We start from the raw sequence: 23,104 nt of genomic DNA on the forward strand, positions 1-23,104 counted from the left end.
ATATATATTCCATAGAAAAAATAATATGGAAACTTTTACCGTCTATGAATATTAAGGAAAAACAACAATATTTAGACGATGTAAAAAATCTTGTTAAAGGTGAGTGGTCTTCTTCATGGAAAGACGAGATTGCTGAGATGTGGAAACAAATTACTAGCTATGAATGTATAGAATATTTTAAATATTTATTAGCTAAAAGAGGTTTTACTTTAAATGAGCCTGTTGGAGACAAAACTATGAATACTTTTATAGGTTTATTAAAGAATTTTTCGGTAGGACAAATATTTAATTTATCGTGGCGGGCAGTTAGCCAAACGAATGATTATATTTCTGCAGAAGGAATAAATTACACACATGGAAGAAATATGTTTATCGGTAGCATTCAAAGAAAGGCCGATAAAGCAATTGCAGAAGGTTGGACAACAACAAATGGTAGAAGAGATTTTAATCTTCCACAAACTATAATAAGTTCCACTTTTTTTAATACATTTTTAGAATTAGGGAATGAGTATTTTGAAAATATTATGCCGGCAGAGTATAGTAGGTAGTATTTCTAACCAAAGATAGATATAAGTTATATGCTATTTGTATGAGTATATATTTATGTTATAAAGTTACTTAATGTAATTAATGAGTAATTAATAAGAATTTTATAATTATGAATACTAAACAAAAAGAACAAGCACTTAGTTGTTTTGATGTAGCAAATTATTTTTTAGTTCTAGTAGATAGAGAAGCAGGAGATATTATAAGCCAATTAAAACTACAGAAACTTGTATATTTTGCTCAAGGCGTTCATCTTGCTTTATTTAATAAGCCACTTTTTGAAGAAGAGATTGAAGCATGGCAACATGGACCGGTAGCACCAAAACTACGTATATACCTCTAGTAAATGAAAAATTGTCAAAGAAGTCAGCAAGTGTTATTAAGTAAGAATGGATTTATAGAAAATTAACATCAGTAGAAAAAGAAGAATTAAAGCTTTACCATAGAAGCGAAAGGGATAAGAGGATTTGTGATAAAATCAAAGCTGTTTTCATGTATGATGATAGCTATAGTATTGATGAGATATCGAAAGTGTTATTACTGAGTGATGAAGGGATAAGAAAACATTTAATAGATTATCATAATGCTCAGAAGCTTAAGCCTGGAAATGGCGGTAGTGATAATAAACTTACTAGACAGGAGGAAGCAGAGTTAATAGTTCATCTAGAAAATAATAATTATGTGTATGCTAGAGATATAGGTTTGTTCATAGAACGTCAATATGGAGTAATCTATACATTAGCTGGGGTAATCAAGCTGTTACACAGACTTGGTTTTAGTTATCAGAAACCTAAGTTAATTCCTGGAAAAATAGATTTAGCTAAGCAAGAGGAATTTAAGCTGCAATATAGTTTGCTAAAAAATAATTTAGCTAAAGATGAGTCTATTTATTTTATGGATAGTGTTCATCCTCAATACCAAACTCGAGCAAGATTTGGTTGGATTAGAAAGAATGTAGTTAAAACATTACCAAGTTTCAGTGGTTGGAAGCGTAAACATATTATTGGTGCTATTAATCTTAAGGATTTAGAGGTAGTAACAACTGACAATCCTAAGGTTAATGGTGATTATATTATTGAATTTTTAAAGAAATTAGAAGCAAATAATCAAGATAAAAGTAAGATTTATTTGATATGCGATAATGCTGGATATCATAGGTCAAAAAAGGTAAAAGAATATCTACAATACGGTAAAATAGAGTTACTATTTTTGCCAGCATATAGTCCTAATTTGAATCCAATTGAACGACTGTGGAAATTTATGCATTCTGTTGTAAGTAACAATAAATTTTATGCGAATTTTGAGACATTTACTGATTCTATACGAATATTTTTTGAAAATATTGAAAAATATAAAAATAAAATTTCTTCATTGGTAAATGACAATTTTCAAACCATTGTGCCTAATCATTTTAACAACTCTTCATGTTGAAGAAGTATATACAAAAAAACATTAGGCAAAATTTCTAATTCCTAATATAATTATTTATAGTTAATTTATATTTAACAAAAATGACTACCATACTTGTGATCGTTATTATAATAATGATTGCCTTATCTGCTTTATTTGCTGCTACCGAAACTGCTATTACCGCCTCCTCGCCGGGGAAGATTCATAAGCTTAAAATTGCCGGTAATAAGTGTGCTAAAACAGTTTTAGAGGTTCTTAAGAAAAAAGAAAAGGTCATAGGAACCCTACTAATCGGTAATAGCCTAATCAATACTGTTTGTACTACTATTGCTACTACTCTCTTTATTAGCTTTCTTGGAGATAACGGACCCATTGTTGCTTCCGGCGTTATGGCTTTTATAATTATTGTTTTTGCCGAAGTAGTACCGAAAGCAATAGCCGTTGCTAAACCTGAACAATTAGCATTAAAAATGGCTTCAACTATCGTAATATTTTTAAAGCTTTTCAAACCTATTAATATTGCTCTTGATTACATTACAAAAATATTTTGCTTCATATTTCGTATTAATTTAAATCCTCAAATATCAGGAACGGAAGAAGTAAGAGGCGTGATTGAGCATTACCACCAAGAAGGCGGAGTTTATAAATCCGATCGTAATATGCTCGGCGGAATATTAGATATACGTAATATGACGGTATCGGAAATTATGACTCACAGAAGTAGTATTATAGCCCTTAATATCGACCTACCTCATGAAGTGATAATTAAAACTTTATTATCGGGTGCTCATACACGTATACCTTTATGGCAAGATAATAGAGATAATATAATAGGGATTCTCAATCTAAAAGATTTGCTTAAAGCATTATACGAAAATAATAATGATGCAAAAAAAGTTGATATTAATAAACTTCTAACTCCACCTTGGTTTATCCCTGAGAATGCACTTGTAGTAGATCAGCTACATGCATTTAGAGAACGTAATAATCATTTTGCTTGTGTTGTAGATGAATATGGTGATTTACAGGGAATTATTACTCTTGAAGATGTTATAGAAGAAATCGTAGGACCTATTACCGATGAACATGATAGACTTAATAATGAAATTATCAAGAAGTCTAATACCGAGTTCATTATAAAAGGCACTACGACTATTAGAGATATTAACCGAGAACTTGATTGGAATTTATCGGATGAGGATGCAAATACTATAGCGGGGTTAATAATCCATAAAATTGCTAGAATTCCAAATCAAGGAGAGGTAATCGAAATATTTAACTTTAAACTAATAATTTTAAAGAAAATTGCCAATAAGATTGACAGTGTAAAAATTACCGTATTACCTACTACCGAGGAAACAATAAGCAGTGAGTGAAATCGGTAATTTTTTACTGCTAACAACGATGTGCTTAAGCGGGATGTCGATTGTTTATGTACCTTTGTCATCCCGTGGCCTGACCACGGGATCCAACAAAATAATTAGTAAATGGATTCCGCGGTCAAGCCGCGGAATGACAACCGTTTTTCTTTTCTACATAGCTGCCTCATGTGCTATACTTGCCTTTTTTACCCTAGTCCATGCTTTTATTATTTCTGACTTTTCACTACAAAATGTTTTCTTAAATTCCAGTACTTTAAAACCTTTAATATATAAAATAGCCGGTAGCTGGTCGAGCCACGAAGGCTCAATGTTATTATGGTTTTGTTTATTACAAATCGTTAGTTGCTGTTATATATTTTTACTTAAAGATAACCGGCTTAAATTTTTATCTATTATTATTCTATCAGCCATACAATTATTTTTTAGCAGTTTTATTTACTTTACCTCCAATCCTTTTAACGTGTTTTCTTTCGCTCCTAAAGAGGGGCTTGGACTAAACCCGATGCTACAAGATATTGCTTTGAGCATCCATCCTCCTCTGCTTTATTTAGGCTATGTCAGCTATGTAGTGCCTTTTACTATTGTTTGTGCCTCTATTGTGTCACCCCGTGGCTTGACCACGGGGTCCATAAAAACAATAAAAAATACTAATAATTTTAGTATTTTTAACTGGATCCCGTGGCGGGACCACGGGATGACACCTATTCATCTTCTCAAAACATTTTCCAATATCGGTATCTTATTTACTACCATAGGAATTAGCCTAGGTTCTTGGTGGGCCTATAGAGAACTCGGCTGGGGTGGATTTTGGTTTTTCGACCCGGTAGAAAATATTTCGCTATTTCCTTGGTTATCCGGAATTATGTTACATCATTCTATAATAGTTACTACCAAAACAAACCGTATAGCCCCCTTGCATAACTGGACGATAATCTTATCAATTGTTACTTTTTTATTAGTAATATTTAGTACTTTTTTAGTACGTTCCGGTTTTATTACCTCCATTCACTCTTTTGCATTCTCACCTGAGAGAGGAATATACTTACTTGGGATATTTTTGATTATGGGGATTGGAGGACTGTGTGTCATCCCGCGGCTTGACCGCGGGATCCAAAAAACAATTGATAATACTTTTAACTGGATCCCGCGGTCAAGCCGCGGGATGACAATAATAGCAAAAGCCATACTCCTTGGCAACATATTCTTCCTACTTAGCCTTATTGTGCTAATAGCTGCCACACTTTACCCGCCAATTTACTCTTTATTTGACGATAAACCAATTATTATTAGTGAAACATTTTTTGTTAATAATTTTATTATATTCGTTATCCCTATTCTTTGTACTATAGGATTATTTACTACCAGAAGCACCATTAAAAAACATATTATAATTCTAATATTATCTCTAATAATTACTTATTTAATATCATTAAAAGTAACATTTAGTGTTATATCGATTTTAACTATAATCGCATCTATATTTTTGATGCTTCATAATGTTCATTATCTTTTGATTAAAACTAATTATTTTAGAAATAGACTTAAAGCAAGTGCTGCTAGTATGATCCTTGGGCATTTTGGTTTTGCACTAATTGCTTTCAGTATTACAACGAATGCATTATTACAAAGTGAAATGGATTTTACCGGAGAAGTAGGAACAAGTAAAACATTTAATGAATTTAAAGTAACATTGCAAAATATTAAGTTTGCTCAAGGTAAAAATTATTATAGACAAATTGCTGAATTTTGGCTTGAGGATAATAGCCGTAATATAACTATATTAAAGCCGGAAAATAGGCTTTATATAGTTGAGAAGAGCTTATCGCAAGAAAGTGATATATATTCTTACTTATCATATGATCTTTATGCAGTTTTAAGTAATATAGACGGCGATATAATTCATGCTAAAATATATTACAAGCCAATGATGAGCTTTATTTGGCTTGGAATTATTCTTACCGCTTTCGGCTTTTTTATTGCACTAATCAGAAAAAATTCTAGCTAATTTGAACCATCACATTTAAGGTTTAAAATTTTAATACTATTCGGATGATCAGCTCCGAATTTTTCTATCTGATTATTACGGAATTTTTCATACCAAAATTTCTTAGGTAAAGTGCAACTAGCTTTAGCGGCTGCAAGATACATATATATACTTCTTTTACCTGAAGAATTGGTAGTATTAGATATTAATTATCCATAAGAACATTGATTATTCGCTCATCTAAATATTCATTTTCCAACTTTTCAAGTTAAAGAAGTATACTTCTTCAACATGAAGAGTTGTTAAAATGATTAGGAACAATGGTTTGAAAATTGTCATTTACCAATGAAGAAATTTTATTTTTATATTTTTCAATATTTTCAAAAAATATTCGTATAGAATCAGTAAATGTCTCAAAATTCGCATAAAATTTATTGTTACTTACAACAGAATGCATCAATTTCCACAGTCGTTCAATTGGATTCAAATTAGGACTATATGCTGGCAAAAATAGTAACTCTATTTTACTGTATTGTAGATATTCTTTTACCTTTTTTGACCTATGATATCCAGCATTATCGCATATCAAATAAATCTTACTTTTATCTTGATTATTTGCTTCTAATTTCTTTAAAAATTCAATAATATAATCACCATTAACCTTAGGATTGTCAGTTGTTACTACCTCTAAATCCTTAAGATTAATAGCACCAATAATATGTTTACGCTTCCAACCACTGAAACTTGGTAATGTTTTAACTACATTCTTTCTAATCCAACCAAATCTTGCTCGAGTTTGGTATTGAGGATGAACACTATCCATAAAATAAATAGACTCATCTTTAGCTAAATTATTTTTTAGCAAACTATATTGCAGCTTAAATTCCTCTTGCTTAGCTAAATCTATTTTTCCAGGAATTAACTTAGGTTTCTTATAACTAAAACCAAGTCTGTGTAACAGCTTGATTACCCCAGCTAATGTATAGATTACTCCATATTGACGTTCTATGAACAAACCTATATCTCTAGAATTCACATAATTATTATTTTCTAAATGAACTATTAACTCTGCTTCCTCCTGTCTAGTAAGTTTACTATCACTACCGCCATTTCCAGGCTTAAGCTTCTGAGCATTATGATAATCTATTAAATGTTTTCTTATCCCTTCATCACTCAGTAATAACACTTTCGATATCTCATCAATACTATAGCTATCATCATACGTGAGAACAGCTTTGATTCTATCACAAATCCTCTTATCCCTTTCGCTTCTATGGTAAAGCTTTAATTCTTCTTTTTCTACTGATGTTAATTTTCTATAAATCCATTCTTACTTAATAACACTTGCTGACTTCTTTGACAATTTTTCATTTACTAGAGGTATATTACAAAAAAGTGACGAATTTATCGGAGCAGAACCATAATGAATTTGCTCTCAACTATATATGGTATTATTTATCAGCTATATAAAATTCATTATTCTTATGAGTGAGGTTACTTTTAGCAATCTCAAGCAGAATCTAAATTCGCCTTTAAAAATTCCGGAGCAAAATCTGCTCCATTAGACCAACTAATAGTTTGCAATTCTTCATCTATCATCACTTTATTAAATAAATTTTTATCTTGAAGCGGTTCAAAAATTGAGCCTTTAAGATGTGGATATAGGTTTATAATACCTTTTGTTCCATCATCAAAAACTAATTCTAAATAATAATCATCAATATAACTTACAGATATTACATGCAACATTTTTACTCCAATGGGGCTATAGAATTTAATGGTTCACCATTTTGCGTTTTATTCCAATTATCTATTAGTTCTTCTTTATGGATATTTAACCATTCTGTAACTAATTGCAAAGCTCTTTTAGGAAATTTACCTTCTAATATTTTACCGTTTAGTGAAATTATTACTTCATAATCACCATATTTAGCATGAAAATGAGGAGGATTATAGTCTCTATAGTACATCATAATTATTATCCCAAAAAAACGACTAATTACCGGCATAATAATTTTTTATTTATATTAATATTTCAAATATTAATCCATTTTTTATATTATTTCAAGATCTCATAACCACAATAAAAGAATTCAGAATATCTTAATAATCCTTCACTTCACAATCACTTTCAGCTTCTCGATAGTTTTTGGATCTTTTGCAAGTTCTAAAAATATTTCCCGCTCATAAGAAAGTAGCTCTTCTTCATTTGTTTCAGAATGTTTATCAATAATATTTTGGAATTTGCTAATTACCTTATTTTGTAGTTCGTTATATTGTGATGTATCTATTTCTGTTGCTAAATTTATTTTAGGCAAAGTAATTTTATGCGGAATCGGTACTATCTTTTTAGATAGGTTTAATTTTAAAGCTTCATCTAAAATATAATGCTTGTTCATATTTACGTGCATATTCTCTACATCATAATCTGATTTAAAGTAATCGGCTGAACTTGTTTTATTCTGCTCTATAATATTTCTGATATTTCTAATTAATTTAGTTTTATCTCCCTTGCTTCGTACAAACATTTCAGTAACACCGCCCCATCCCGGTATTAAACCGACTCCAAGTTCTACAAGTCCGGCGTTAAGTTCCTGATTTGCCACAATATAGCTTGAGTGCAATAGTAGCTCACATCCTCCGCCAAGTGCTACTCCTTTAGCACAACTAATAATATGAACCCCAGAATATTTTAAGTGCAGCATAGTTTGCTGTCCCAGCTTTAGTAAATTCTCTAGATCATGAAAATTACCGTCTTCAATATAAGAAAGAAGAAGCTTTAAATCCGCACCGGCAAAAAAATTATTTCCTTGCGGATAAATATAAAGATTTTTGCCGTCATTTTCGGCTTTACTTGCTGCTTCTTGCAGTAAATAAAACACATTATGATTTAAACAATTCATTTTTGTAGTAATAACAAAAATGAAATTCTTACGATAATTTATTAGCTTTGCAGAATCGTTTTCTAATACTATCTGACTTTCTTGTAAAATATCTTTGTGAGAATTAAATTTTTGTTTATCGATTTTTTGATATTCTTTATTGCCTAAATATTGCGGAAGTGGGATATGCATTAAATCGGCATTTTTAATTACCGAATTCCAGCCGTCTTTAGCTGCTATGGTCAATAATTCAAATGGACCGTATTTCCAACTATAACCAAGCTTCATAGCAGCATCGATATCATAGATATTATCACAGATGGTACTAAACTTGCTAAATAAACATAAAATTCCGTGATAATTTTAGTAAAAAATTTATCGTAAACCGAATCGCTAGCTAGTAACTCATCAAGATTATTAAATGAAATATCTACTTTTTGAACAGGACTATATGATAAATCGTTTATATTGATAACTTCTTTAATCTTTTTGCCGTTTGATACCGATAAACGATAAAACCCACCTTACCCTTACGTCCAATTAACTTCTTCTCTATCATCTTATCGAGAACAGGAGTATTTACATATATTTTATGATAAGCATCATTTGCAGGAAGGGCGGCAAGTAATGAGCTTGATATTAACTTCATTACGTCATGCCCGATTAGATCATATAAACCAAAAATTCCGGTACTCGGCAACCCCAAATATGTAGTAAATATTTTATCCAAAGCTACAAAATCAAGCTTTTGACTTATCGCTTTGCGAGCTACTAATTCAAGTAAAAAACACCCTACTCTATTAGCAATAAAGCCAGGCGTATCATTACATTTTACTATAGTCTTACCAAGAGTTTTCGTTAAGAACTCTGATACTCTTTCTATGACTTCAGACTTTACCGTATGGTCTATAATTAACTCAAGCAGTTCCATATATACTTCTTTAACTTGAAAAGTTGGAAAATGAATATTTAGATGAGCGAATAATCAATGTTCTTATGGATAATTAATATCTAATACTACCAATTCTTCAGGTAAAAGAAGTATATCTTGGCGGATTGAAGAAATGCGTAATAACGAATCTAGATTTAATATTATCCGGTAAATTCTCTTTGAGTCTTTTAAGAGGTAATGTAGAGGTATTAAAAGCAATAATTGCATCTTCTTTAAGATAAGGAATAATTTTATTATATAATTGGTGTTTGATTTCTAGCTTCTCAACAATAACTTCAATTACTAAATCACAATCCCTAATTAATTCTAAATCATGTTCTAAATTGCCTATGGTAATGAAATTTACTTTATCCGGAAAAGACAAAGGAGGAGGTTTTTGTTGATGCAAATTTTCTTTAGCGGTTTTAACTATTTTATTCGGATCATCGGAATCTTTAGCGATAATATCAAGCAGCACTACTTTATGAGAGGAATTAGCAATTAACGCTGCAATCCCTGAACCCATTACCCCCGAACCGATAACACAAACTTTTTTTATTTCATTTTGCATAAGTTACCTATCTAGTGTCACCCCGTGGCTTGACCACGGGGTCCATAAAACAATTTAAAAAGACTGGATACCGTGGTCAAGCCACGGGGTGACAAATCTCTACTAAGTCATCGCAACACTCATCACATATACCGACCCTGCCCCCGCTTGTCGTAAAATTTTAGCACATTCATTTATAGTAACACCGGTGGTAACGACATCATCGACTAATAAGATTTTTTTACTTACAATATTATATTTTGTGTTAAATTTGATACTACCCTTTATATTATTTTTGCGTTGTTTTCGTGAAAGAAAAGTCTGAGACTTGGTCCATTTTGATTTAGTTAAAATATCGGCTTTTAACATTTTATCGGTAACTTTTGCAATTTCCATAGCTAAAATATGAGCAGGATTATACATTCGTAGTAACCTCTTAAATCTATTCATAGGTACAGGTATGATTAAATCAATATCTTTTATATCCTCGCTATATCTATTATATAAAAGCTTAGCAAATATCGTCTTATCCTGATATTTAAACTGATGAACTATTTTTTTGCTATGCTCATTAAACTTAAATAGGCTGCGAGCTAGATCATAATTAGGCTTGTTGCTATAACAACGCCCACAAATATACCTCTAGTAAATGAAAAATTGTCAAAGAAGTCAGCAAGTGTTATTAAGTAAGAATGGATTTATAGAAAATTAACATCAGTAGAAAAAGAAGAATTAAAGCTTTACCATAGAAGCGAAAGGGATAAGAGGATTTGTGATAGAATCAAAGCTGTTTTCATGTATGATGATAGCTATAGTATTGATGAGATATCGAAAGTGTTATTACTGAGTGATGGGGAGGGATAAGAAAACATTTAATAGATTATCATAATGCTCAGAAGCTTAAGCCTGGAAATGGCGGTAGTGATAGTAACCTTACTAGACAGGAGGAAGCAGAGTTAATAGTTCATCTAGAAAATAATAATTATGTGTATGCTAGAGATATAGGTTTGTTCATAGAACGTCAATATGGAGTAATCTATACATTAGCTGGGGTAATCAAGCTGTTACACAGACTTGGTTTTAGTTATCAGAAGCCTAAGTTAATTCCTGGAAAAATAGATTTAGCTAAGCAAGAGGAATTTAAGCTGCAATATAGTTTGCTAAAAAATAATTTAGCTAAAGATGAGTCTATTTATTTTATGGATAGTGTTCATCCTCAATACCAAACTCGAGCAAGATTTGGTTGGATTAGAAAGAATGTAGTTAAAACATTACCAAGTTTCAGTGGTTGGAAGCGTAAACATATTATGGGAGTGTTGAGCTATGAAGAGTAAAAGGTTATAATGTGATAAAAAAATAAGAAAGTAAAAAATGTCAGAGCATCAAATAACAATGGTCAGTTTAGATGAATTAGTTAGCCCGGAACATCAATATCGTAAATTTAAAAGTTAATTTAATTTCAAAGCAGTTGCAAGAGAGTTATTAGCGATAGAAACTGAAGCTAATTATAAAGGCTATGGAGCATTGAGGTTATTTAAATGTTTACTTCTGCAATTTATGGAAGACTTATCTGATCGAGAATCAGAACGTTATTTGGCTGATAGTAATGCCGGCAAATGGTTTTGTGATTTTGCTCTTACAGAGACGACTCCAGATTATAGTGTGTTTAGTAAAATACGTAAGAAAATAGGTACTAACTTACTATCAAAAATATTTGCAAACTTTAGAGAACAACTACGAAAGCAAGGTTATATGAGCGAGGTATTTACCTTTGTAGATGCCTCTCATTTGATCTCAAAAGCTAGTCTTTGGACAGAACGTGATGAGTTGAGGAAGCAAAAATATGACAAGCTAAATAATGAGACTTTGCCCAAAGTTGCGAATGATAAACAAGCTAAAATTGGTTGTAAAGGAGGTAATAAGTTTTGGTATGGTTATAAAAAACATGTTAGCGTTGATATCCAATCAGGGATTATTAATAAGGTTGCAGTTACCTCTGCAAATGTTACTGATAGCAAAGGTTTTAAACACGTTATGCCACGCTCCGGTGCTGCATATGTAGATAAAGCATATTGTACAAAGTCTACCAAAGATACAGCAACTAGGCAAGAAGTGCATCTTTGTGCTGTAAAGAAAAATAACATGAAAGATAAAAATTTTGACCTTGATAGATATTATACAAAAATTAGAGCACCTTTTGAAAGAGTATTCTCACAAGATAATAAACGTGTCAGATATATTGGTATTGCCAAAAATCAATTCTCGGAATTTATGAATGCTATATGTTTTAATTTGAAACGCTTAACCGTTTTAACGGCTAGCTAATATTATAAACGCCAGTTTAGGATAAGAAGAGTTTAAGATTATCGAAAAAAGAGTTTAAAATATTAGTTTTAGTAATATTAAAAGCATTAACACAAGCTAGAATATGAACTAAAAAATTAGTAGGTGATCGATGCCTTGAGTGTTCAAGATTCATATTATTTTTTAGGACATCAAATACTGACTCAACCAACGACCTTTTTCTAAGCTGTATTTTATCTTCCATTTCCAATAAATGATTCTTCATATCTTTTCTAATTCCTGTAAATAAGCGTAATCCACGACCTAATAATTTAGTAAATAATTCCTTAGAAATATATCCCTTATCACCAAAGAGTTTACCTTGTAATCCATCAGTTATATCGTCTGCTACCGATAAATCACTATTATTTGCTTTGGTAATTTTGATCGCCATAATCGCTCCCTTATTGTTAATTACTATATGCAACTTAAACCCCATAAACCATCCATAACTACTCATCCCTATTTTAGCTATATACTTCTTTAACTTGAAAAGTTGGAAAATGAATATTCAGATGAGCGAATAATCAATGTTCTTATGGATAATTAATATCTAATACTACCAATTCTTCAGGTAAAAGAAGTATACCACTAAATACTTTATTGCTATTTGTACGTTTTGTATGACATATCGATAATTTAGTTGAATCTATGCAATAAATTCCTGTTTCCTCTCCTCTAAATAGTTGCAACATTATAACCAAGCGGTAGAATTAATCTTGACCATAATTGTATTATTCGACTATAACTTGGTAATTTAAAATAACCTCTATATTTATATGATAAGTGATATAAATAATAATTCTTAAAATCTTTGCACGGCGATATATAAAAATATAATACGATAGTTAAAAGCTCTGAAAGGCTTAAATTCCCTTCTCTCCGGCGTTTTCTATCTGTTGGTATTAATTTTTGCTTCTCCCATTCTTCATATATTTCACAAAAATTGTCTAGTATCTAAAATAAAGTTGTGATACATTTTTTCATTGTTGGGTTCTTGTTTTTTTGTTGAAAAACTTCAGTAACCCAACACTCTTAACTTGTAAATACTTTATTCTTATTCCATGCTTCTCTTCTTCCTTATCCTAAATTCGCGTTTATAGACTGCAGCAATAAGTCTCTAGAATCTTGTGTCTTAACATCCGTTTTTTCAACTTTTCTTAGATTTTTTGGTCTTGCTATTTCTCTCATTAAATCAGAAGTATCTATAGAAGGACGTGGTTGATTTTCTGGTTTTTTAACCGTAGTAACTCCTACAGGCTTAGATAATATCTCAGTCTGAGCCGGAGCCATAGTAGGCATAGGCGGTGGTGGCGGAGGCGGAATGTTATTTTTCGATAAAGGAGGTGGCGGCGGTGGTGGCGGAATGTTATTTTCCGGCAAAGGGGGTGGCGGCAGTGGTGATGGAATATTATTTTGTGATAAAGGAGGCGGTGGTGTTACATTATTTTCCAAAGGTTTAGCTAGGGACGAATTTGCTAATATTGGTTCTTTTTTTGAAGCCATGTGATTTGTAAGGTTACTTACTATCTTTTGTAACTCCTCATTGTCAGGCAACTTTGCAATTATATCATTAATATTTCTTTCCTTATTTTCAATTAATTCCTCAAATTTATGCTTCGTTTTATACAATTGTTCATCAATACTTTCTAATTGTTCTAGTATTACTTTCTTTGTTTTTTGCTAAAACCTGCTCACTATTATTTACAAAAACATTTTTAACATTTTGCCAAATATTATTTAATTTTTCAAAAATGTATAAGGTATTTCTTCCCTAATTTCAGCAATCCGTTTTTGTATTTCCTTAAGTTCTCTGATATTAGAATTCTCAGATATTAAATTTTGGATGTTTTGTTTTGTAGCATTTAAAGAATTATATTGTTTCTCTAGTTCTTCAGCCTTAATGAATTGTAAAGGATTTGTCATATTTAGAGCTGAGAATCTTTCAGGTTTACTCTTATAACTAAAATATACTTCCGATAATCTTTCTCTTTGTTCTTTAGATAAATCTTTCTTTGTTAAATCCTTAAAATTTTTTTCGATTTCTTCTTGTAATTCTTGCTTTAAAGGTGCAGATTTTTCCGCTATATTATATATCTTATTATCAATATCTTTTAATATTTTGTTATTATACTTTATTGCTTCATTTGTTAACTGTTCTTCACTTTTTACAAAAATATACTTTACATTAGAAACTGTTTTTACAAGTCTTTTAAACCAAGGCAACGATCTATATATGTTCTCTTTCTAGTTCTTTAGTTTCATTTTGTATTTCGATTAAACCTTGCAACTTCTTATTTTGTTCGCATAATTCATTTACTTGGCTTAATATAGTATTTAAAGCATTATTTTCTTGTGCTAATAATTTATTTATATTTATTTCTTTAGCCACGCCATACACCTACTATAAATTAATGTCGGCATTATAGTAAATTTCTTGTACAAAAGCAAAGGGAAAGTTAATTTATGTTAATATATTCTCAATAAATGAAAAGTAGATAAACGAGTATAGTTAACGTAATTTTAAGGATGATAAGCCTATAAGAGCAAATATAACTGAAATAATCCAAAATCTTATTACGACTTTTGATTCTGCCCAACCGTGTTTTTCAAAATGATGATGGAGCGGTGCCATTTTAAATATTCTTTTTCCTTTAGTAGCTTTGAAATAATATACCTGTAAAATTACGGATGCAGTTTCAATAACAAACAAGCCGCCGACAATAGCTAAAACTATTTCATGCTTAGTAATGACACTAATAATGCCAAGTACACCGCCAAGACTTAGACTACCGGTATCGCCCATAAAAACTTCTGCTGGTTGTGCATTAAACCACAAAAATCCAAGACAGCTACCGACTAATCCCGCACATAATACCGTTAACTCTCCGGTATTCGGTATATAGGTTAGTTGCAAGTAATTTGAGTAAATTAGATTTCCTACTAAATAACTTATTAAAGCAAAAGAACCGGCAGTAAAAGCAATAGGAACGGTAGCAAGACCATCAAGCCCATCCGTTAGATTCACGGCATTAGAAGAGCCGACTATAACAAATATAGCAAAAACTATATAAAAATAACCAAGATCCAAACTTAAATTTTTAAAAAACGGTACGTTAAGTAAATGACTTGGATTTTTATCGGTATATTCTAGTAAAACACATATGATTAAACTGATAATTCCTTGCAGTAAAAGCTTACTTTTTCCCCTTATCCCGTAATGGTTATTTTTGGTTACCTTAGCATAATCATCCATAAATCCTATAATACCGAAGCTAATAAAACCAAATAACGTAATCCAAATATATTTATTAGTTAAATCAGCAAGTAATAAAGTAGAAAGACAACTAGACAAAATAATCATAATGCCTCCCATTGTCGGAGTACCTGCTTTTGTTTGATGCGATTCAGGTCCGTCTGAGCGTATAGGCTGACCGTTTTTTTGAAGAGATCGCAGAAATTTTATTAATATCGGACCCGTGATAAAGCTAAGGCTTAGAGTTATAATAATAGCAAGACCGCTACGGAAAGTAATATAGTGAAATAAATTAGCTATATGTGAATCATGAATGTGAGGAAGTAAAAGATTATATAACATTTGTAGATTTAAATTAAAAAGTATATTTTGATATTGCTACTGCACTCCTATGTCATTCCCGCGAAAGCGGGAATCCAGAAAATAATCTTATTTATACTATTAATAAAATAAACTATAAAAAATAAGTTTTTTATAGTTTTACTGGATTCCTGCTTTCGCAGGAATGACATTGAGGCAACATTAAAAATATCCTAGTGTATTTATTTATAATAATCAACAATCTTATCAAGTTTTACGCCTCTTGAACCTTTTATTAAGATAAGCTCATTAATTTCAAATAAATCCGTGATATGCGTAATTAATTCATCAACATTTTCAAAGTATTTTTTAGCTATTTTGGGAGGTAGTAAATCATAAATATATTTAGTATTTACTCCTACTAAATAGACTTTAGAACACCCGGCATCTAGTATATAAGGTACTAGTTCTTCATGTAGCAGTTTAGAGCTTTCCCCCAGTTCTAGCATATCACCTATTATAGAGGTTTTATTCTCGGCAGGGACTTGTTTTAAATATTCTAATGCAGCTTTCATTGACTGGAGACTGGCGTTATAGTAATCACAAATTACACGACAATTTTGTATATTGATAATCTCCCCTCTTCCTTTAGTAGGAGCAATATCCGCTAAGTGATTTGCAGCTATCTCTATATCTTTACCTAATATATCGATAATTAAAAGTACACCGGTATAATTTTCGGCAAAATGCCTAGGAATGAACGGTACAGTTATCTCTAAGGACTTATTATTTATCTTATACTTTAAGTGGACTTGCTCTCCTAGGCTCTCATATAAAACTAATTGTGCAGGTGTATTATGCGATATGCCGAAGTTATATACCCTATCAATAGAAAGGTTTTTTAATATCGATAATATTTTGCTATAACAATTAGTATTTGCATTAATAACGGCAATATCATTTTTGCTAAAATTTTCAAAAATCTCACATTTAGCTTCAGCTATCTCTTCAAGCGAGTTAAAAAATTCTAAATGAGCCTCCGAAATATTAGTAATCATAGCAATATTCGGCTTTAATATTTGAACCAGCTCTCTTATTTCACCTTTATGGTTCATGCCAAGCTCAAAAATGGCATATTCCGTATCATCAGCCATTGATGCAAGATTAATAAGCATACCGAGTTTGTTATTGAAATTACCTCTGCTAGCAAAAACTAGGGAATCATGTTGCAATAATATTTTCAATGCTTCTTTAGTGGAGGTTTTGCCAACGCTGCCGGTTATAGCTATAAATTTAGCTTTTGAATTCTCTCGTTTATATAAAGCCATTTTTTGTAGAGCTTCAAAACAATCATCAACTAGGATAATTTTATCTTTATCATTTATCTCTACTTTCTTACTAACAATTATGGCTGCCGCTCCTTTATCTATTGCATCTAAAGCGTAATCGTGACCGTCTCTATTACCTTGAAGTGCTATAAATAAGTCACCTTTTTTAACGTCTTTGGAGTTGAATTGCACCTCATTACAATTGATAGAATTAGAGATTGTTATACCGAGAGCAGCACTTAAAGTTTTAGAGTTCCAAATCATATGTTTTTGTTATTTATGTGTTGTTGTATGGCTTGTTTATGTCATTCCCAAGTAAGCATTGTTGTGTGGTTCGAAAAGCTCACTCTATGTCATTCCCGCGAAAGCAGGAATCCAGTAATAAAAAGGGGCATACACAGTAAATTTTTAAAACTAAAAGCTCGATTTATCTCGCTTTACGCTGGATTCCCGCTTTCGCGGGAATGACATACTTCACAATTTCAGCATCATCAAAAGGTAATTTCTTATCGCCTATAATTTGGTAATTTTCATGACCTTTACCGGCAATTAATAAAATATCATCTTGTTTTAAATTATTTATCCCGTATTTAATAGCTGCTTCTCTATTTGCTATTTCCGTATAATCCGCTTTCTCTATACCGCTTATGATTTCAGCTCTGATCAATTTTGAGTCTTCATTGCGTGGGTTGTCATCGGTAATTATGACGGTATCGGCAAGTCTTGCGGCTATCTGCCCCATAAGACTTCTTTTTGTCTTATCACGATTACCGCCACAACCAAAAACTACGTTTAGCTTACTATCACGTAATTTAGCATTTTTCAGTTCCGTTAAAGCTTTTTCAAGAGCATCCGGAGTATGGGAATAATCAACAAAAATATTAGTGTTGCCTATTCGCTCCATTCTGCCTTTTACCGGTTTAACTTCTACTAAAGAATCTATAATCTCATCGAAAGCAAAACCGGTATAATGCACGCTAAGAGCAGCAATTAACAAATTGCTAGCCTGAAAACTACCGATTATCGGGGTATTAAAATTATATTCTCTATTAGACCTCTTCGGAAACTCTACTTCTGCTGATAATTTATACGTCGATCCGGTACTCGCATCCTCACGTATGTCTATATACGCTGCGGTGCTGTGTTCCGTGTCTCCTTCAAATTCCCTACCATAAGCGAGTTTCCGAAGAGGTCTATTATTAAATGCAAAATTAATATTTTGTCCTTTTAAAGAACCATTAATTTTAGTTATTTGTACATCACCTTTTTTTCCAACAGTGATAAATTTAATATTATGGTTACGCAGATAATCTTTAATAAACTCTATTTCTTCTATATCGGAATTTAATATTGCAAGACCGCCTTGTAATAAATGCTCGGTAAATAATTTCAGTTTGGCTAATAAATAATTTTCTTTTGTATGGTGATAATCTAGATGATCCTGACTAAAGCTAGTAAAACATGCGATATTTACTTTTATTTCCCCAAGTCTTGCTTGATTAAGACCATGACTAGAAGCTTCAAAAGCTAAATATTCTATATTGTTTTCAGCTAAATTATGAGCAATTTTTCTAAAGCTTAAATAATCAAGCGTGGTTAATTCCGGCACATCATTTATAAGATTATCGCAGCCAAATATTTCTACCCCTATAGTACCTATAGATGCGGCTTTTTTTCCAAGTAATGAATATGTTTGAGCTATATAGGACACTACCGAGCTTTTACCGTTAGTACCGGTTACGACTATTAGATTCTTTGGTTTTTTAGGATAGAATATTTCTATGGCTTCATATAAAGCTGCCTGTACATCCTCTACGTAAATTACTTTATCATCTATAATAGTATTTTTTTTATTGTCTGTAATTACTAATACTGTACCTTTGTTTAAAGCATCCTTAATAAAATCATTTCCATCGGCATTTTGTCCCTTAATCGCAAAAAAGACATCATTCTCCTTAACGGTTTTAGAATTAATCGACAAACCTTTTACGTTATGTTGCTCAAATAATTGTTTTAGATTATGGGGCATGGTTATTATGTTAAAAAAATGTTACCGTCTGAGCTACGGAAATTACGGCATTGTTGTATGACTTGTAAAACCCACTCGATGTCATTCCCGCGTAGGCGGGAATCCAGAAAAAAAGTATAAATACAACAAATTTTTGAAATTAAAAGCTCGATTTATCTCGCTTTACACTGGATTCCCACTTTCGCGGGAATGACATAGAAGAGTGCAGGAAATAACATAATTATACCTACACCTCCGACAAATTCCAAAGTAACTGATTCGCCTCAACAATTATATTTTTATCTACTAATTTCTTGATATATACTAATTTATTATCCGGTTTGATTTTTGCCTGATTAGAGTAAGTACTAACGAATTTCAAAATTTTATCGGTCATATCGGCATTTTTATAAAATTTAATCACAAATCCGTTATCTCCTGAATCTAAATTCTCAATATTTAACTTAAAGCATAATAGTTTTATTTTTACAATATCAAGTAAATTATTAAATTCAATCGGTAGTGAGCCGAATCTATCAATCATCTCATCTTTAAATTTCTCTACTTCTATCTCATTGCTTAAATTACCTATTCTTCTATATAGCCCAAGTTTAAGGGCTGAATCGGATATATAATTATCGGGAATAAAGACGGATAATCCTAAATTAATAGTCGGAATAAATAGCTGTTCCGAGACAATTGGTTCATCTTTAAAAATAGCTATTTGTTCTTCCAACATTTCTTGATAGAGTTCAGTACCTACTTCTTTAATTTGTCCTGATTGTTCTTCACCTATCAAATTACCGAAGCCCCGTAAATCCATATCATGACTTGCAATAGTAAAACCTGAGCCTAAAGCACAACTATTTTGTATTATCTCTAAACGTCTTAAGGAGTGCGATGTCATCTTTTTATGACTTGCTACCGTTAGATAGGCATAGCCCCGCACTTTACCTCGACCTATTCGACCACGTAATTGATATAGCTGACTAAGCCCCAGCATATCGGCCTTATGTATGACCATGGTATTTGCTTCGGCTATATCAATTCCTGATTCTATAATAGTAGTTGAGACTAGTATATCGAATTTACCGGCATAAAACTCGCTCATAACCTCATCAATTTTACTCGGGGTCATTTTTCCGTGAGCTATTTTATAACTTAATTCCGGCACGATTTGTTTTAATTGTTTTTCGATATCCTCTATATCTTTAATTCTTGGAACTACATAAAAGCTTCTTCCACCTCTAAAATGTTCGCGTAATAATGCATCTCTGATAATAACGGGATCAAACGGCATAACCATCGTCCGAACTTCCAACCTGTTTAAAGGCGGCGTTGCAATAATACTAAGTTCTTTTGAACCGGTCATTGACATTTGCAGCGTTCTAGGAATCGGTGTTGCCGACATTGCAAGTACATGGGAAGAGGATTTTAGCGATTTAAGAAATTCTTTTTGACCGACACCGAAATGTTGTTCTTCATCGATTATTAACAATTTCAAATTAAAGAATTTTGTATTTTTGTGTAATAAAGAATGAGTGCCTATTATTATATTTATTTTACCGCTTTCAAGCTCCGATCTTATAATTTTTGCTTCTTTAGAACTAACAACGCTAGATAATTGCTTAATATTTAAACCAAAACTCTTAAACCTTTCTATGAACCTTGAAAAATGTTGACTACATAAAATAGTTGTCGGTACAACTACGGCTACTTGAGGTAAATGTTCATTTAGAGATTTTGCTACCATAAAGACGGCACGCATTGCTACCTCTGTTTTACCAAACCCGACATCACCGCATATTAACCTATCCATTAACATACCGTTTCTTAGATCTTCTTTAATATCGTTTATAGCGGTTAACTGGTCTTCCGTTTCGCTGAATGGAAAATTAGCACAAAATTTATCATATTCTTCAAGGTCAAATTCAACGGAAGCACTGCTATTAAGTTTCCTTTTAGCTGCTATTTGTATTAAATGCAGTGCTATCTCTTTTATACGGTTTTTAAGTTTCGCCTTACTTCTTTGCCATGAGACACTGCCAAGCTTATCAAGCTCTGCATTATCATTACCGTATTTTTTTATTACCTCTATATTTTCAACCGGTATATATAATTTATCATTACCGGCATATAAAATCTTTAAAAAATCATGTAGTTTGTCTTTGATTTCTAAAGCTTCTAGCTTTAAAAACTGCCCTATTCCATGATCTTTGTGTACTACAAACTCACCTTCAGCTAAATTATCAAGCTCCAGCAAGATATTTTTAAGCTTTTTGTTGGTGTTTGTAGAGCTAGGTTTTGCTTCTAATAATTCGCTAGCGGTAATAAATAAATATTCTTTAGTATAAAAGCTTTGATTTAAAGGAATTATCCCGACATTTATTACTGAAGCCTTAGCCTCATCTAATTTATTGATCTCATTATATTTATATTCATAATTTTGAGTGATGCTTTTAATTCTCTCAAGACCGCTTAAAGAAGCTGTACCTATTACGATTTTTTTAGAAGAATGAGCTTTAATAATCTCAAATAATTTATCGAAAATCGTTTTCTTTTCTATAAAACTTGCGGAACTAATATTTTCAATTAGAGTTGCTTGCTCAGAATTTTCATAACTAATCAATATATTATTTTTTTGTTCTAGTAATTCTGTTATTTCAGAAGCGGTAAAATATAAGCTAGTCGGTGAAAGGGTGGGATAGAAACTATTAAATTTAAGTTTATTTGCCTCTGACCTTGCTGAATAAAAATCGTTATAACTATGCTCAAACTCTAAAATGGCTTGTTTTGATAAATTATCAAATATGAAAATAGGATTGTTTAGGTAATCTACTAAGTTAGAGCAGGAATTATAAAATAACGGAAGTAATTGTTCATATCCTGCGAATTTTCTTCCCGATATCACCACTTCATATAAAGGATTATCGGTATGATTAACTCCAAAATTTCGTAAGTAATTATTCTTAAAATTACCGATTGTTTCAGAGTTTAAAACTATCTCATTTGCAGGACTAATAACGAGTTCGCTGCAAGATTTAGTTGAAATTTGTGTATCAATATCAAATTCTTTTATTGATTCAATATAATCCCAGCTAAAATTAATTCTATAAGCTTTAGGACCAGGCAATATTATATCAATGATTTCGCCTCTAACCGCAAATTCCCCGACATCGATGCTACTCGCATTTCTTGTAAAACTATTTTCTACTAGAAACATAGCAAGCTCATCCGTAGTAAATTTCATTTTAGGAGATAATTTTAAAAAATATTTAGAAAAAAAATCTTTCGGCGGTAATTTGTTTAATAAGTTCGCTGCATGAGTTATGAGTAATTTGCCGTTACTATTATCTGTTGTTAGCTTGGTTAATGTTTCTGCACGTCTAGATAAGATATTTGCATTTGGTGACGTATGGTCGTAAGGGATAGTATCATAGCTTGGAAAGTAATAAATATTTTCATTAGAAGAAAAAAATAAAGCTTGCTTGTATGATTGCAACGCCTCCTCTTCATTACTGCTACTTAAGATAAAATCTTGCTTAAGATTCTTAGTAAAACTATCGATTGCAAAGAAAGATTTGGCAGCCGCCGGAAATTTTTGTTGTAACATTCTACAGGAATTTATATTTTTGCTATTTTGCGTAATTTATCAATTATTTCGGCATCTAGATAAGAAGGAGCAGAAGATTTATTATTAATCCAATTATAAAGGTCATTATCGTTTTGATCAAGTATTAAAGAATAGCTTCCAAGTTTTTTTTCATCCATTAAGGATAGGTACTTTTCAGCAAAGCTACCGAGTATATAATCCATTTCTTTACAACCGCGGTTTTTACTACGGTAAAAAAGTTTCTTTTGTAAAGAGTTTTTATTTAATTTATTCATCTATAACATCTTGCAAAATTTTTTTATAATAATATTATTAAATTTACTAGGTTCTGTGAACAAAACTTTAACTATTTATATTTTAAGGTATTTTTTAGCGAAAATTAATAAGATTTTTGTAGGAGTAGTTATTCATATTTCAAAAAAATCTTATAATTTGTAGCAAAAAAGAACTAAAATATATTATTTAAAATTTTGTTCACAGAACCTAAATACCAAGATCATTTTAAAATGCTTTAATAATTAAGCACTCTAATAAATCCATTCTACATGGGTAAAATTCTATTAACTTTTAT

Annotated in this window: 17 protein-coding genes and 5 pseudogenes; 8 read left to right on the forward strand and 14 right to left on the reverse strand. The window is 31.4% G+C overall.

Features of this window, described 5'->3' with window-relative positions; all coding sequences use genetic code 11:
- Nucleotides 1-44: 44 nt before the first annotated feature.
- From AC5584_RS05570 to AC5584_RS05595, 6 genes and pseudogenes are all read left to right on the forward strand, one after another.
- Nucleotides 45-548, forward strand: a complete 504-nt coding sequence (locus tag AC5584_RS05570; RefSeq protein ID WP_499216126.1) for a hypothetical protein — start codon at nucleotides 45-47, stop codon at nucleotides 546-548.
- Between the two features lie 110 nt (nucleotides 549-658).
- Entirely contained in the window at nucleotides 659-889 is a 231-nt protein-coding gene (locus AC5584_RS05575; RefSeq protein ID WP_499216127.1) for a Panacea domain-containing protein, read from the forward strand.
- A gap of 134 nt (nucleotides 890-1,023) precedes the next feature.
- The gene (locus AC5584_RS05580; RefSeq protein ID WP_499217002.1) at nucleotides 1,024-1,977 is read left to right on the forward strand and encodes an IS630 family transposase; all 954 of its coding nucleotides are present in this window, start codon (nucleotides 1,024-1,026) and stop codon (nucleotides 1,975-1,977) included.
- A gap of 80 nt (nucleotides 1,978-2,057) precedes the next feature.
- The gene (locus AC5584_RS05585) at nucleotides 2,058-3,332 is read left to right on the forward strand and encodes an HlyC/CorC family transporter (RefSeq protein WP_499216128.1); all 1,275 of its coding nucleotides are present in this window, start codon (nucleotides 2,058-2,060) and stop codon (nucleotides 3,330-3,332) included.
- A 136-nt stretch (nucleotides 3,333-3,468) separates the two neighbouring features.
- Nucleotides 3,469-4,417: pseudogene (ccsA, locus tag AC5584_RS05590) on the forward strand (cytochrome c biogenesis protein CcsA); the annotation flags it as partial.
- 101 nt (nucleotides 4,418-4,518) lie between these two features.
- A pseudogene (locus AC5584_RS05595) lies at nucleotides 4,519-5,343 on the forward strand (cytochrome c-type biogenesis CcmF C-terminal domain-containing protein); the annotation flags it as partial.
- Here the strand turns inward: AC5584_RS05595 and AC5584_RS05600 are convergent.
- The 7 genes and pseudogenes from AC5584_RS05600 to AC5584_RS05630 form a co-directional block, all read right to left on the reverse strand.
- A complete protein-coding gene (locus AC5584_RS05600; RefSeq protein WP_499216129.1) occupies nucleotides 5,340-5,486 on the reverse strand; it encodes a hypothetical protein in 147 nt (48 codons plus the stop codon). The pseudogene AC5584_RS05595 and the gene AC5584_RS05600 sit on opposite strands and share 4 nt — an antisense overlap.
- 122 nt (nucleotides 5,487-5,608) lie before the next feature.
- Nucleotides 5,609-6,646, reverse strand: coding sequence for an IS630 family transposase (locus AC5584_RS05605; protein ID WP_499217003.1), 1,038 nt, complete (start codon nucleotides 6,644-6,646; stop codon nucleotides 5,609-5,611).
- A 185-nt stretch (nucleotides 6,647-6,831) separates the two neighbouring features.
- On the reverse strand, nucleotides 6,832-7,071 hold the full coding sequence (locus AC5584_RS05610) for a DUF2442 domain-containing protein (RefSeq protein WP_499216130.1): 240 nt from the start codon (nucleotides 7,069-7,071) through the stop codon (nucleotides 6,832-6,834).
- Nucleotides 7,072-7,073: 2 nt separating this feature from the next.
- Nucleotides 7,074-7,331 (reverse strand): DUF4160 domain-containing protein, encoded by a 258-nt coding sequence (locus AC5584_RS05615; protein WP_499216131.1) that lies wholly within the window; start codon nucleotides 7,329-7,331, stop codon nucleotides 7,074-7,076.
- 105 nt (nucleotides 7,332-7,436) lie between these two features.
- Nucleotides 7,437-9,138: pseudogene (locus AC5584_RS05620) on the reverse strand (3-hydroxyacyl-CoA dehydrogenase family protein); the annotation flags it as partial.
- A 94-nt stretch (nucleotides 9,139-9,232) separates the two neighbouring features.
- Complete coding sequence (locus AC5584_RS05625) at nucleotides 9,233-9,706, reverse strand: 3-hydroxyacyl-CoA dehydrogenase family protein (RefSeq protein WP_499216132.1); 474 nt, start codon at nucleotides 9,704-9,706, stop codon at nucleotides 9,233-9,235.
- Between the two features lie 102 nt (nucleotides 9,707-9,808).
- Nucleotides 9,809-10,135 carry a ComF family protein gene (locus AC5584_RS05630; protein WP_485440452.1) on the reverse strand — a complete coding sequence of 109 codons (327 nt, stop codon included), beginning with the start codon at nucleotides 10,133-10,135 and terminating at the stop codon, nucleotides 9,809-9,811.
- Nucleotides 10,136-10,671: 536 nt separating this feature from the next.
- Here AC5584_RS05630 and AC5584_RS05635 point away from each other — a divergent pair.
- Together AC5584_RS05635 and AC5584_RS05640 are read left to right on the forward strand one after the other, a co-directional pair.
- Nucleotides 10,672-11,019 (forward strand): winged helix-turn-helix domain-containing protein, encoded by a 348-nt coding sequence (locus tag AC5584_RS05635; protein ID WP_499216133.1) that lies wholly within the window; start codon nucleotides 10,672-10,674, stop codon nucleotides 11,017-11,019.
- Nucleotides 11,020-11,173: 154 nt separating this feature from the next.
- Nucleotides 11,174-12,010, forward strand: coding sequence for a transposase (locus tag AC5584_RS05640; protein WP_499217004.1), 837 nt, complete (start codon nucleotides 11,174-11,176; stop codon nucleotides 12,008-12,010).
- A 16-nt stretch (nucleotides 12,011-12,026) separates the two neighbouring features.
- Here AC5584_RS05640 and AC5584_RS05645 read toward each other — a convergent pair.
- From AC5584_RS05645 to AC5584_RS05675, 7 genes and pseudogenes are all read right to left on the reverse strand, one after another.
- Nucleotides 12,027-12,985 (reverse strand): annotated as a pseudogene (locus tag AC5584_RS05645) (IS982 family transposase).
- A gap of 192 nt (nucleotides 12,986-13,177) precedes the next feature.
- A pseudogene (rickA, locus tag AC5584_RS05650) lies at nucleotides 13,178-14,420 on the reverse strand (Arp2/3 complex-activating protein RickA); the annotation flags it as partial.
- Nucleotides 14,421-14,540: 120 nt separating this feature from the next.
- On the reverse strand, nucleotides 14,541-15,626 hold the full coding sequence (mraY, locus tag AC5584_RS05655) for a phospho-N-acetylmuramoyl-pentapeptide-transferase (protein ID WP_499216134.1): 1,086 nt from the start codon (nucleotides 15,624-15,626) through the stop codon (nucleotides 14,541-14,543).
- Between the two features lie 200 nt (nucleotides 15,627-15,826).
- On the reverse strand, nucleotides 15,827-17,176 hold the full coding sequence (locus AC5584_RS05660; RefSeq protein WP_499216135.1) for a UDP-N-acetylmuramoyl-tripeptide--D-alanyl-D-alanine ligase: 1,350 nt from the start codon (nucleotides 17,174-17,176) through the stop codon (nucleotides 15,827-15,829).
- A gap of 163 nt (nucleotides 17,177-17,339) precedes the next feature.
- Nucleotides 17,340-18,941 (reverse strand): UDP-N-acetylmuramyl-tripeptide synthetase, encoded by a 1,602-nt coding sequence (murE, locus tag AC5584_RS05665; protein WP_499216136.1) that lies wholly within the window; start codon nucleotides 18,939-18,941, stop codon nucleotides 17,340-17,342.
- A gap of 226 nt (nucleotides 18,942-19,167) precedes the next feature.
- Entirely contained in the window at nucleotides 19,168-22,533 is a 3,366-nt protein-coding gene (mfd, locus tag AC5584_RS05670) for a transcription-repair coupling factor (protein WP_499216137.1), read from the reverse strand.
- Between the two features lie 11 nt (nucleotides 22,534-22,544).
- Nucleotides 22,545-22,808: an FAD assembly factor SdhE gene (locus AC5584_RS05675; protein ID WP_011270705.1), complete on the reverse strand. Its 264-nt coding sequence runs from the start codon at nucleotides 22,806-22,808 to the stop codon at nucleotides 22,545-22,547.
- Nucleotides 22,809-23,104 lie beyond the last annotated feature (296 nt).

This window comes from Rickettsia endosymbiont of Villa modesta, from assembly GCF_964026485.1.
Lineage (GTDB): Bacteria > Pseudomonadota > Alphaproteobacteria > Rickettsiales > Rickettsiaceae > Rickettsia > Rickettsia asembonensis.